This window comes from Streptomyces hygroscopicus subsp. hygroscopicus (genome assembly GCF_001553455.1).
GTDB lineage: Bacteria > Actinomycetota > Actinomycetes > Streptomycetales > Streptomycetaceae > Streptomyces > Streptomyces hygroscopicus.
This window is the reverse complement of the sequence record NZ_BBOX01000295.1, coordinates 25,219-37,613: the sequence shown is the minus strand read 5'-3', so window position 1 is coordinate 37,613 and position 12,395 is coordinate 25,219. Positions and strand designations below refer to the sequence as shown.

Here is a 12,395-nt window from a genome sequence, read left to right as displayed (position 1 = left end):
GCCCGCCGCCGCGTCCGGGGCCGCCGCCGCGTCCGGGGCCGCCGCCGCGTCGGGAGCTGCGGGCGCGTCGGGAGCTGCGGCCGCGTCGGGAGCCGCTGCCGCGGAACCGTCCGGCCGCGTCCTGGTCTTCTCCAAGACGGCGGGCTTCCGCCACGACTCGATCCCCGAAGGCATCGCCGCCCTCAAGGAACTCGGCGAACAGGGTGGTTTCGCCGTCGACGCCACCGAGGACGCCGCCGCCTTCACCCGCGGTAACCTCGCCCGCTACGACGCCGTCGTCTTCCTCTCCACGACCGGCGACGTCCTCGACACCGCCCAGCAGTCCGCGTTCGAGCGCTACGTACGGGCGGGCGGCGGCTACGTGGGCGTCCACGCCGCCGCCGACACCGAGTACGACTGGCCCTTCTACGCGGGACTGGTCGGGGCGTACTTCCAGTCCCATCCGGCGATCCAGCAGGCCCGCGTGGACGTCGAGGACCACGCTCACCCCGCGACCGCGCACCTGGGGTCCCGGTGGGAGCGGACCGACGAGTGGTACGACTACCGCACCAACCCCCGGGAGCGGGTGCGGGTCCTCGCCGCGCTCGACGAGTCCTCGTACCAGGGCGGCAAGATGGGGGAGGACCACCCCATCTCCTGGTGCCAGGACTACCGCGGCGGCCGCGCCTTCTACACCGGCTTCGGCCACACCAAGGAGTCCTACGCCGACCCCGCCTTCCGGCAGCACCTGCTCGGCGGAATCCGCTACGCCACCGGCGCCGCACACGCCGACTGCCGCCCCGAACAGGGCTACCGCCCGATCTTCGACGGCACCTCGACGGACGGCTGGAAGCAGGCGGGCCCGGGGGCGTTCACCCTCGACACCTCGTCCGGCACGCTCACCTCGACGGGCGGCATGGGCCTGCTCTGGTACCAGGCGCGCGAGCTGCGCTCGTACTCGCTCAAGCTCGACTGGAAGATGACGGGCGACAGCAACTCCGGTGTCTTCGTCGGCTTCCCGGCCTCCGACGACCCCTGGTCGGCGGTCGACAACGGCTACGAGGTGCAGATCGACGCCACGGACACCCCCGACCGCACCACCGGTTCGGTCTACGGCTTCCAGTCCGCGGACCTCGCCAAGCGGGACGCGGCGCTGAACCCGCCGGGGGAGTGGAACACGTACGAGATCCGCGTGCAGGGCGAGCGGCTGCGGATCTGGCTCAACGGCGTGAAGATCAACGACTTCACCAACCGGGACCCGGTGCGCAGCCTGCGCCAGGGCTACGTCGGCATCCAGAACCACGGGGAGGGGGATGAGGTCTCCTTCCGCAACATCCGCGTCAAGGACCTGCCGGCGAAGGGCGGCGGCCACCACGGCCGCTAGGCGCCCCGGTCCGCCGTCCCGACGGCCCGAGGGGAGCCGTGGGGGCGGTGTGGCGGCGGGAAGGAGTACGCCGCCTCCTCCCCGCCGCCACCTCGGCCACCGAGTAATCGAGCGAGGTGCCGGGACCGGGTGCGGGGTCCGGGTGCGGGGCCCTGGGGTGGGGGCCCAGGTGTCGGGGCCGGGGCGGGTGCCGGGGCCCGGAAGCCCCGGTCACCCCACGCACCCCACCCACCCGGCACCCACCGCGTCGCCCCGAACCGGGCCCCGGTGCCCTGGTCTGGGTCCGGGCGCCCCGCGCACCCGGCCGGGACGCAAGCACGGCCTCACCCCGCCCCGCGACGTACCACCCCACAGCGCCCCGCCCCGCACCGACCGCACCACCCCGCACCGCATTCGCGGCGCCCGAACCACATGCGCAACCCACCCCACCGGGAGGCAGCCAGTGACCACCCGTCCCGACGACATCACCCCACCCCGCGACGCGCCCCGTACGGGGGTCTGGCTCATCGGTGCTCGCGGTTCCGTCGCCACCACCGCCGTAGCGGGTTGCGCCGCCGTCGCCGCGGGGTTGCAGCCCGCGACCGGAATGGTCACCGAGACCGCCCCGTTCGCGGACAGCGGCCTTCCCGCGCTCGCCGACCTCGTCTTCGGCGGCCATGACACCGCCGCGACCCCGCTGCCCAAGCGGGCCGAGGCGCTGGCCGCCGACGGAGTGCTGCCGCACGGGCTGCCCGCTGCCGTACGGGCCGAACTCGCCGCCGCCGACGCGGCCGTCCGTCCCGGCGGGCCGCAGCCTGGCGACGGCCGTGGCGAGGAGGAGCTGATCGCGGCCTTCGCGGCCGACCTCACCGACTTCCTCGGTACGCACGGGCTGGCCCGCGCCGTCGTCGTCAACGTCGCGTCCACCGAAGCGGCCCCGGCGGACGCCGACGCCCTGCCGCCCAGTTCCCTCTACGCCGCCGCCGCGCTGCGTGCCGGGTGCCCGTACGTCAACTTCACCCCGTCCACCGGTCTCCACCACCCCCGGCTGTGTGAGCGCGCCGAGCGATCCGGTCTGCCGTACGCGGGGCGCGACGGCAAGACCGGACAGACGCTGCTGCGGTCCGTGCTCGCGCCGATGTTCGCCCAGCGGGCGCTGGCCGTACGCGCCTGGTCCGGTACGAACCTCCTCGGCGGGGGCGACGGCGCCGCCCTCGCCGACCCAGGCGCGGCGGCGGCCAAGAACGCGGGCAAGGCACGCGTCCTCTCCGACACCCTCGGCGAACTCCCCGACGGTGAGCTGCACATCGACAACGTGCCGACGCTCGGCGACTGGAAGACCGCCTGGGACCACGTCGCCTTCGACGGCTTCCTCGGCTCCCGGATGATCCTCCAGACCACCTGGCAGGGCTGCGACTCGGCGCTCGCCGCACCGCTCGTCCTCGATCTGGCCCGGCTGGCCGCCCGCGCCCATGAGCTGGGGCTGGTCGGCCCGCTCCCCGAACTCGGCTTCTACTTCAAGGACCCGGACGGCGGCCCGGCCGCGCTCGCCGACCAGTACGCGGCGCTCGTCGCCTTCGCCGGGCGGCTGCGGGTGCGGTCATGACGCGGGCGGCGGGGGAGCGGGGGAACCACCGGGGCGCCTGGGGCAATCAGGGCGACTGTGAGAACCGAGGTGGCTGCGGGCGTCAGGGCGGCTCTGGGAACCGAGGTGGCTGGGGGAGCCGAGGCGACTGGGCGGAACTGCTCAGGATCTCGGCCCTGTTCACCGTGCCCGGTGACGCCCTGGCGGGCGCGGCCGCGGTCGGTCGCGGCCCCAACCGGGGCACGGCGCTCGCCGTGTGCGCGTCGCTGTGCCTGTACGAGGCGGGCATGGCGCTCAACGACTGGGCGGACCGGGACATCGACGCCATCGAACGCCCCGGCCGTCCGCTGCCGTCGGGCCGTATCGCCCCGGCCGCGGCGCTGGCCGCCGCGACCGGGCTGACCGCCGCCGGACTGGCCTGCGCCGCCGCCGCGGGCCGCCCGGCCCTCGCCACGGCGACGGCCCTGGCGGGCACGGTGTGGGCGTACGACCTGGGGCTGAAGAACACCCTCGCGGGCCCGCCGACCATGGCCGCAACCCGCGCGCTGGACCTCCTCCTCGGCGCCGCGGCCACCGCCCCCACCGCCCCGCGTCCGGCTGCCGTGGGTTCCGCCGGTGGCGCCCCGCGCCTGGCGGTCGTGCGCACCACCCCTGCCGCCCTGCGCCCGGCAGCGGTGGCCTCCGCCCCCTCCACCCCGCGTCCGGCGGGTGTGCGCTCCGCCCTGCGTCCCGCTCTCCGCCCGGCCGTCCTCCTGGGTGCCCACACCCTCGCGGTGACCGCGGTCTCCCGGCGGGAGGCGGTCGGCGGCTCCTCGGCGGCGCCCCTGGCGGCGCTCGCGGTGGGAACGGCGATCGCCTGGACCGCGACCAGGCGGCCGTCCCGGTCCGCCAATCCGGCCGCCCGGCGGCCCGCCCCGGACGTGGGCGCGGGACACCGGACACGTCCGGTGAGTCGCGTCGCGGCTGTCGCGGGGGCCGTGCTCGCCGGGGGCTATGCCGCCACGATCGCCCGGCCGTTGGCGCACGCGGCGCTCAACCCCTCCCCGTACCTCCTCCAGCGTGCCGTCGGCAGCGGTATCCGCGCGGTGATCCCCCTTCAGGCCGTGCTCGCCTCCCGCGCCGGGGCGCACCGGACGGCGGCCGGGTTGCTCGCGCTCATGCCCGTCGCCCGCCGGTTGTCGAGGAAGGTCAGCGCGACGTGACGTCCTCCCCTCTGGACGTGACGTCCTGCCCTCCTGGACGTGACGTCCTCCCCTCCTGAAGGAGGGGGACTCCTACGGCTCGCGCCGTAGCGGTTCCCGCTCCTCATCGCCGACCGCCCGCCCGGAGAAGTCCGTTGGAGATCAGAAGATGAGCCACCCCACACCGGAGACCGGCTCCGGCCCCGCCCCTCTCCGCTTCGCCTACGGCACCAACGGTCTGACCGACCTCCGGCTGACCGACGCCCTCGCCCTGCTCTCCGACCTCGGCTACGACGGTGTGTCGCTGACCCTCGACCACATGCACCTCGACCCGCTCGCCCCGGACCTCGCCTCCCGTACCCGCCGCGTCGCCCGCGACCTCGAGCGGTACGGCCTCGGTGTCGCGGTCGAGACCGGTGCCCGGTACGTCCTCGACGCCCGGCGCAAGCACCACCCCACCCTTCTCGACCCGGACCCGCAGGCCCGCGCCGCCCGCGTCGACCTGCTGCTGCGGGCCGTACGGGTGGCCGCCGACCTGGGGGCGGCGGCCGTGCACTGTTTCAGTGGGGTCCTGCCGCCCGGCGAGCCGGAGGAGACGGCCTGGCGGCGGCTGGCGGACACCATCGGGCCGGTGGCCGACGCCGCCGCGGCGGCGGGTGTGGCCCTGGCCGTCGAGCCGGAGCCGGGGCATCTCCTCGCCGACCTCGCCGGATTCCACCGGCTGCGCACGGCGCTCGGCGACCCGGCGGCCCTCGGCCTCACCCTCGACATCGGCCACTGCCAGTGTCTGGAACCCGCTCCGCCCGCCGAGTGCGTCCGCGCGGCGGCGCCGTGGGTACGGCATGTGCAGATCGAGGACATGCGGCGCGGGGTCCATGAGCATCTGCCCTTCGGCGACGGGGAGATCGACTTCCCGCCCGTACTGGAGGCGCTGCGGGCCACGGGCTACCGGGGACTGGTCGGCGTCGAGTTGCCCCGCCATTCCCACGCCGGTCCGGAACTGGCCCGCGCCTCCCTGCGCTTCCTCCGGGACGCCGAACGGGCCGCGAGCGAGGGAGGCATCCGGTGCTGACCCCGGCCGAACTGCGCGCCGCCGTGGAGCAGACCCTGGACCGGGCCGGACGCGCCTGGCTCGACAGGGCCCTGGCGGAGGCGGCCGGCGCGAGGCCGCGGCCGGACGCTTCCGGGCCCGCCCGCTGGGAGCTGGACTTCGCCTCCGCAGGCCGCCACATACGCCCCGCCCGCATCCCCCGCTCCACGGAAGCCCAGCTGACCGCCCCCGCCACCACAGGCCAGGACGCCGAACGAGGCCCGAAAACCCAGTCGGCCGCCTCCGCCGCCGCCCAGGCCCAGGAAGCCGCCCCCGACGCCGTCCGAGTCCTGCTCCTCCACGCCGCCGGCGCGGACGCGCGTACGGTCGCGAGGCTGTACGCGCACGGCACCGGGGCCGAACGTCGCGCCGTGCTGCGCGCCCTTCCCCACCTCCCCCTCTTCACCGGACCCGACGCCGTCCCGCTCGTCGAGGACGCCCTGCGGACCAACGACACCCGGCTCGTGGCCGCCGCCGTCGGCCCGTACGCCGCCCGCCACCTCTCCCCGCACAGCTGGCGGCAGGCCCTGCTCAAGTGCCTGTTCACCGGTGTCCCGCTCACCACGGTCGCCGACTGGGAGCGCCGTGCGCGGGGCGACGCGGAACTGGGCCGCATGCTCACCGACTACGCCCACGAGCGCACCGCCGCCGGCCGCCCCGTGCCCGGTGACCTCGACCGCGTACTGGCCCTGACCCGCCCCCTGAACCACGAGGAGTCCCCGAGCCGCGAGGAGTCCCTGCCCCGCGAGGCGCCACCGAGCCGCCGACACCCCCCGAGCCACGAGCCGTCCCCGAGCCACGAGGAGCCCCCGAACTACGAGAAGCCCCCGAGCCGCGAGGGACCCCTGCCCCGCGCCCTGACCCGCGAGGAGCCCTGATGCGCATCTTCGACCCCCACATCCATATGACCTCCCGCACCACCGACGACTACGAGGCCATGTACGCCGCGGGGGTGCGCGCCGTCGTCGAGCCGTCGTTCTGGCTCGGACAGCCCCGCACCTCGCCCGCCAGCTTCTACGACTACTTCGACTCCCTCCTCGGCTGGGAGCCCTTCCGGGCCGCCCAGCACGGCATCGCCCACCACTGCACCCTGGCCCTCAACCCCAAGGAGGCCAACGACCCCCGCTGCACCCCCGTCCTGGACGAACTGCCGCGCTATCTCGTCAAGGACGGTGTCGTGGCCGTGGGCGAGATCGGCTACGACTCGATGACCCCGGCCGAGGACACCGCCCTCGCCGCCCAGCTCCAGCTCGCCGCCGACCACGGCCTGCCCGCCCTCGTCCACACCCCGCACCGGGACAAGCTCGCCGGTCTGCGCCGTACCCTCGACGTCGTCCGGGAGTCCGCGCTGCCTCCGGAGCGCGTCCTGGTCGACCACCTCAACGAGACCACCGTCAAGGAGGCCAGGGACAGCGGCTGCTGGCTGGGCTTCTCCGTCTATCCGGACACCAAGATGGACGAGGAGCGGATGGTCGCGATCCTCCGCGCGTACGGGCCCGAGCGGGTGCTGGTCAACTCCGCCGCCGACTGGGGGCGGAGCGATCCGCTCAAGACCCGCAAGGTCGGCGATCTGATGCGCGCCGAGGGCTTCTCCGAGGACGCCGTGGACCAGGTGCTGTGGCGCAACCCGGTCGCGTTCTACGGGCTCAGTGGCCGCCTGGACCTCGGCCTCGACGCCGAGGAGACCGAGGCCACCGCCACCCACGAGGGCAATTCGATCCTGCGCGGTGGCGCCCCGGCCGCCGCGCCGACGGGACGGTGAGGACCCCATGCGCTTCCGCCACCCCGACGGTTCCACCGTCCACCTCGCCTACTGCACCAACGTCCACCCGGCCGAGGACCTCGACGGCGTCGTGGAGCAGCTCCGGCTGCACTGCGAACCGGTGCGCCGCCGCCTGGGCCGCGACCGCCTCGGCATCGGCCTGTGGCTGGCCCGCGACGCCGCCCGCACCCTGAGCGCCGACCCCGCCCAGCTGCGCCGACTGCGCACGGCGCTGGACACCCGCGGCCTGGAGGTGGTCACCCTCAACGGCTTCCCGTACCAGGGGTTCGGCGCCCAGGAGGTCAAGTACCGCGTCTACACCCCGGACTGGACCGACCCGGAGCGGCTGGAACACACCACCCATCTGGCCCGGCTGCTGGCCGCGCTGCTCCCCGACGACATCACCGACGGCTCCGTGTCCACCCTGCCGCTCGCCTGGCGCACCCCCTTCGACGCGGGCCGCGCCCGCGCCGCCCGCCGCCACCTCACCGCCCTCGCCCAGCGGCTCGACGCCATCCAGGAGCTCACCGGCCGTTCCGTCCGCATCGGCCTGGAGCCCGAGCCGGGCTGCACCGTGGAGACGACCGCGCAGGCCATCGAGGCGCTCACCGGGCCCGGCGGCCCGCCGCTGGAGCGCATCGGGGTGTGCCTGGACACCTGCCATCTGGCGACGCAGTTCGAGGATCCGCACACGGCCGTCGACGCGCTCACCGCCGCCGGGGTACCCGTCGTCAAGGCACAGCTGTCCGCCGCGCTGCACGCCGAGGACCCGGCGCGGCCCGATGTGCGGGAAGCCCTCGCGGCCTTCGCCGAACCCCGTTTCCTGCACCAGACCCGCACCCGGTACCCCGAGGGCGCCGTGCACGGCACCGACGACCTCGACCAGGCGCTCGCGGGCGGGCTCGGCGACACCGCGCCCTGGCGGTCCCACTTCCACGTGCCGCTGCACGCCCCGCCCGAGCCCCCGCTCACCTCCACCCTCCCGGTACTCGCCGACGCCCTGGCCCGTCTGGTCGGCGGGCCCGCCCCGCTGACCCGCCACCTCGAAGTGGAGACCTACACCTGGCAGGCGCTCCCGCCCGAGCTGCGCCCCCGCACCCGCGACCGGCTCGCCGACGGCATCGCCGCCGAACTGGCCCTCGCCCGCGACCTGCTGACCGACCTCGGCCTCAAGGAGCTGCCATGAGCGACGTGAGCGACGTGAGCGACAAGAGCGACACCAGCGCCCCGAGCGCCCCCAGCGCCCTGAGCGACACCAGCAGGGTCAACGACACCAGTAGGGGCAACGACCCCAGCAGGGCCAACGACACCACCAGCACGACCCCCCGCACCACCAGCACCAACCCCCGCAGCGACTCGCGCACCCGCAGCGACCCGCACACCCGCAGCGACTCGCGCACCCACAGCGCCCCGCGCCCCCGCGACGACGTGCGCGCCAGGACCCGCCCGATCCCCCTCCTCGTCCTCGACGTCGTCGGGCTCACCCCGCGCCTGCTGGACCACATGCCGCGCCTGACGGCCCTCGCCCGGTCCGGCTCCCACGCTCCGCTGGGCACCGTGCTGCCCGCCGTCACCTGCGCCGCCCAGTCGACGTTCCTCACCGGCACCACCCCCGCCGAGCACGGCATCGTCGGCAACGGCTGGTACTTCCGCGAGATGGGCGAGGTGCTGCTGTGGCGGCAGCACAACGGCCTAGTAGGCGGCGACAAGCTGTGGGACGCCGCCCGCCGGGTGCACCCGGACTACACCGTGGCCAATGTCTGCTGGTGGTACGCGATGGGCTCGGACACCGACATCACCGTCACCCCGCGCCCCGTCTACTACGCCGACGGCCGCAAGGAGCCCGACTGCTACACCCGGCCCGCCGCGCTGCACGACGAGCTCACCGAAAAGCTCGGCACCTTCCCGCTCTTCCACTTCTGGGGGCCGGGCGCCGATCTGGTCTCCTCGCAGTGGATCATCGGCGCCACCCGCCACCTCCTGCGGACCCGCCCCACCGATCTGATCCTGACCTACCTTCCGCACCTGGACTACGACCTCCAGCGGTACGGCCCCGACGACCCCCGCGCCCACATCGCCGCCGCCGAGCTGGACACCGCCCTCGGCCCGCTGCTCGACGACGCCACCGCCCGCGGCCGTACCGTCGTCGCGCTGTCCGAGTACGGCATCACCCGGGTCTCCCGGCCGGTGGACATCAACCGGGCGCTGCGCCGCGCCGGGCTGCTGGAGGTGCACACCCAGGACGGCATGGAGTACCTGGACCCCGGCGCCTCCCGGGCCTTCGCGGTCGCCGATCACCAACTGGCCCATGTGTATGTGCGGCGGGCCGAGGACCTGGACGCCACCCGTACCGCCCTGGCCGGACTGCCCGGGATCGCCGAACTCCTCGACGACGAGGGCAAGAAGGCCCACGGCCTGGACCACCCGCGCGCCGGGGAGCTGGTCGCGGTCGCCGCGCCGGACGCCTGGTTCACGTACTACTACTGGCTGGACGACGCCCGCGCCCCCGACTTCGCCCGGCTGGTGGAGATCCACCGCAAGCCCGGCTACGACCCGGCCGAGCTGTTCATGGACCCCAAGGACCCCTATGTGCGGGTGCGGGCCGCCACCGCGCTGGCCCGCAAGAAGACCGGGATGCGCTACCGCATGGCGGTCGTCCCGCTCGACCCGTCCCCGGTGCGCGGCAGCCACGGCCGCCTCCCGGACCGCGCCGAGGACGGGCCCGTCCTCCTCTGTTCCCAGCCGGGCGCGGTGCGCGGCCCGGTGGCCGCCACCGACGTCAAGTCCCTGCTGCTGCGCCTGGCCGGCCTGACGACCCCAACCACAGGAGACACCCCGTGAAGAGCGCCCACGACCACCCCGAACTCGCCGAGACCCTCCGCCGCCGCAGATTCCTCGGCGTCGCCGCCGGTGCCACGGCCGCCACCGTGCTGGGCACGGCCACCGCCGCGGCGGCCCAGACCGGCACGGCGTCACCGACCGCCACCGAGGCCCGGACGGGCCGGGGCGGCCCGCTGGTGCCGCGCGGCCATCTGGGCATCCAGCTCTACACCCTCCGCGACCAGGTGCAGTCCCTCGGCTTCGCCCGGGTCTTCCAGGAGCTGGCCCGGTACGGCTACGACCAGGTGGAGTTCGCCGGATACACCCAGGGCACGGGCGACATCACCCTCAAGCGGCTGAGGCGGCTGATGCGGGACAACGGGCTGCGCGGCATCGGCAGCCATGTCGGCTACTACTCCGACGACCCGAAGGCGTACACCTTCGCCACCAACCTCACCCAGGTGCTCGACGACGCCGAGGAACTGGGCCTGCCGCACGTGGGCACCGCCTCCGGGCCCTGGCGCTACGGCACCACGGTCGACGGCTGGAAGCGCTGCGCGGAGGAGTTCAACACCTACGGCGCGGCGGCCAGGGCGCGCGGGCTGAAGTTCTACCAGCACAACCACGCCGAGGAGTTCTCCTTCGCCACCGACCGGCCGGACGTCCGGCTCTACGACGTGCTGCTCGCCGAGACCGACCCCGAGCTGGTCCACCTGGAGATGGACATCTACTGGGCGTACGTGGCCCAGTACCGCTTCGGCAGGAAGGCCGACGGCTCCCCGGCGCCCTTCGAGCCGCTGGACTACGTGCTGCGCGCCCCGCACCGCTATCCGCTCTTCCACGTCAAGGACGGCGAACACGACGAAACCGCCCCCGACGGCTACCAGATGGTGGACGTCGGGGACGGTGACATCGACTACCGCGGCTTCCTGACCGCGGTCGGCCGGACCCATGGCGGGCGCCGTGACCACCACTGGCTGGTGGAGCACGACCAGCCCGCCGATTCGCTCACCACCGCCCGCCGCTCGGCCCGCTACCTGCGGTCGCTGCGGTGCGGCGGACGGGGCTGAGCGAGGGCCCCGGCCGCGGCCGGACCGCTGGACCGTGGCGGTCTCCGGTGCTGGTGGTCATGGGGCGGCCCCGCCACGGCGGCACCGCTAGACCGCCTCGCGGCTGACCGGCTGCGGGTTCGGGGCGATGCCCCGGGTCCGTGGCCGGCCCGGCTGCCGCAGCAGCAGGGCCACCGCGGCCGCCACCATCGAGATGCCCCCGGCCAGCGCGTAGGCGCCGTCGTAGCCCCAGGCGTCGACCACCATCGAGCCGAGGCCGCCGCCGAACAGCCCGCTGATCAGCTTTCCGCTGTACACCAGGCCGTAGTTGGTGGCGTTGTAGTTCTCCCCGAAGTAGTCCGGGGTCAGCGCCGCGAACATCGGGTAGAAGGCGCCGCCGCCGAAGCCGGAGAGGAAGGCGAAGAAGAGGAACAGCACCTGGTTGTGGACGTTGCCGGCCCAGATCACCCCGAACTGGGCCAGGCCCAGCACGACGATGACGAACACCAGGGTGGTCTTGCGGCCCCACAGGTCCGAGAGCCAGCCGACCACACCGCGTCCGACACCGTTGATCACGGACATGATGCCCATGGACGAGGCCGCGACCAGCGGGCCGAACCCCACGTCCTTGGCGTAGTCGACCTGGAAGGAGATGCCGAAGATCGACACCCCGGCGGTGAGCACCAGGGACACCCACATCAGGGGCAGCATGCCGGTCCTGATGGCCTCCTTGGGCGTGTACTGCCGTACCGCCGGCGGGTTCTTCGCCAGGACGGCCGCGCTCTTGGCGTTGCCGGCGTAGCCGATCGGGTCGATGTCGGCGGGCCACCAGTTCTTCGGCGGGTCCTTGAAGAACCAGGCGCAGACCGCCACGACGATCAGGACGTAGACCCCGATGAGGTCCAGGACCTCGTGGTAGTCACCGGTGTCGAACCAGTAGTTGAAGATGAAGATGAACGGCAGCGCGCCGTAGGCGAAACCGCCGTTGACGAAGCCCGTCTTGGCCCCGCGCCGCTCCGGGAACCACTTGCCCACCATGTTGATGCAGGTGGCGTAGACGAGTCCGGAGCCGAGCCCGCCGACGACGCCGAAGCCGACGATCGCCGCGAAAACGTTGTCGAGGTGGGAGAGGGCCACGAAGCCGATCAGACACAGCCCCGATCCCAGGTACATGGCCCGGCGGGCGGTGAGTAACCCCTTCTCCCGCAGCCACCCGGCCGGAAAGGCGATACCCGCCTGGAAGAACACCCAGACGCTGAGGATCCAGAAGGTGTTGCTCTGGGTCCAGCCGTGCGCGTCGGAGAGGGTGTCCTCCGCCGAGCCGTACGCGTACTCGGACACGCTGATGGCCATCATCGCGATCCACGGCAGGTAGACCATCAGCTTCCGGCTGTGGCCCAGGATGTCGCGGTCGGTCTCGCCGACGCGATAGATGCGCCCCTTGCTGTCCCGCACTTCCCGGTAGGGGAGAACCCCTTCCGGCCGTTCTGCTGTGCTCATGTCGTCCCCTTGGCTTCGAAGGAACCGGGCAGCGCCCCGGTGTCCAGACTCTTCGTGCTCCGGGAA

The 12,395-nt window shown here is 73.9% G+C and carries 10 protein-coding genes; 9 read left to right on the top strand and 1 reads right to left on the bottom strand.

Annotated features, from left to right (window positions below):
* The 9 genes from AXW62_RS27740 to AXW62_RS27700 form a co-directional block, all read left to right on the top strand.
* The coding region (locus tag AXW62_RS27740) for a ThuA domain-containing protein (protein ID WP_060946922.1) at positions 1 to 1,363 on the top strand (1,363 nt) is incomplete at its 5' end.
* Positions 1,364 to 1,805: 442 nt separating this feature from the next.
* Positions 1,806 to 2,948, top strand: a complete 1,143-nt coding sequence (locus AXW62_RS27735; RefSeq protein ID WP_060946921.1) for an inositol-3-phosphate synthase — start codon at positions 1,806 to 1,808, stop codon at positions 2,946 to 2,948.
* Positions 2,945 to 4,129, top strand: a complete 1,185-nt coding sequence (locus AXW62_RS27730; RefSeq protein WP_079115824.1) for an SCO3242 family prenyltransferase — start codon at positions 2,945 to 2,947, stop codon at positions 4,127 to 4,129. The genes AXW62_RS27735 and AXW62_RS27730 overlap by 4 nt, the downstream gene beginning before the upstream one ends.
* A 148-nt stretch (positions 4,130 to 4,277) precedes the next feature.
* Positions 4,278 to 5,180 (top strand): sugar phosphate isomerase/epimerase family protein, encoded by a 903-nt coding sequence (locus AXW62_RS27725; protein ID WP_060946920.1) that lies wholly within the window; start codon positions 4,278 to 4,280, stop codon positions 5,178 to 5,180.
* A complete protein-coding gene (locus AXW62_RS44630; RefSeq protein ID WP_370682942.1) occupies positions 5,174 to 6,076 on the top strand; it encodes an EboA domain-containing protein in 903 nt (300 codons plus the stop codon). Before AXW62_RS27725 ends, AXW62_RS44630 begins: the two co-directional genes overlap by 7 nt.
* Positions 6,076 to 6,960 (top strand): TatD family hydrolase, encoded by an 885-nt coding sequence (locus AXW62_RS27715; RefSeq protein WP_060946919.1) that lies wholly within the window; start codon positions 6,076 to 6,078, stop codon positions 6,958 to 6,960. The genes AXW62_RS44630 and AXW62_RS27715 overlap by 1 nt, the downstream gene beginning before the upstream one ends.
* A 7-nt stretch (positions 6,961 to 6,967) precedes the next feature.
* The gene (eboE, locus tag AXW62_RS27710; protein ID WP_060946924.1) at positions 6,968 to 8,146 is read left to right on the top strand and encodes a metabolite traffic protein EboE; all 1,179 of its coding nucleotides are present in this window, start codon (positions 6,968 to 6,970) and stop codon (positions 8,144 to 8,146) included.
* Complete coding sequence (locus AXW62_RS27705) at positions 8,143 to 9,801, top strand: alkaline phosphatase family protein (protein ID WP_252368761.1); 1,659 nt, start codon at positions 8,143 to 8,145, stop codon at positions 9,799 to 9,801. The genes eboE and AXW62_RS27705 overlap by 4 nt, the downstream gene beginning before the upstream one ends.
* Entirely contained in the window at positions 9,798 to 10,850 is a 1,053-nt protein-coding gene (locus tag AXW62_RS27700; RefSeq protein ID WP_060946918.1) for a sugar phosphate isomerase/epimerase family protein, read from the top strand. The genes AXW62_RS27705 and AXW62_RS27700 overlap by 4 nt, the downstream gene beginning before the upstream one ends.
* Positions 10,851 to 10,937: 87 nt before the next feature.
* On the opposite strand, the gene AXW62_RS27695 is transcribed toward AXW62_RS27700, so the two are convergent.
* Entirely contained in the window at positions 10,938 to 12,329 is a 1,392-nt protein-coding gene (locus AXW62_RS27695) for an OFA family MFS transporter (protein ID WP_060946917.1), read from the bottom strand.
* Positions 12,330 to 12,395: the final 66 nt, after the last annotated feature.

Coding starts and splice junctions, on each gene's coding strand:
- AXW62_RS27730 (WP_079115824.1), top strand. CDS start 2,945: ATGACGCGGGCGGCGGGGGAGCGGGGGAACCACCGGGGCGCCTGGGGC.
- AXW62_RS27725 (WP_060946920.1), top strand. CDS start 4,278: ATGAGCCACCCCACACCGGAGACCGGCTCCGGCCCCGCCCCTCTCCGC.
- AXW62_RS27715 (WP_060946919.1), top strand. CDS start 6,076: ATGCGCATCTTCGACCCCCACATCCATATGACCTCCCGCACCACCGAC.
- eboE (WP_060946924.1), top strand. CDS start 6,968: ATGCGCTTCCGCCACCCCGACGGTTCCACCGTCCACCTCGCCTACTGC.
- AXW62_RS27705 (WP_252368761.1), top strand. CDS start 8,143: ATGAGCGACGTGAGCGACGTGAGCGACAAGAGCGACACCAGCGCCCCG.
- AXW62_RS27695 (WP_060946917.1), bottom strand. CDS start 12,329: ATGAGCACAGCAGAACGGCCGGAAGGGGTTCTCCCCTACCGGGAAGTG.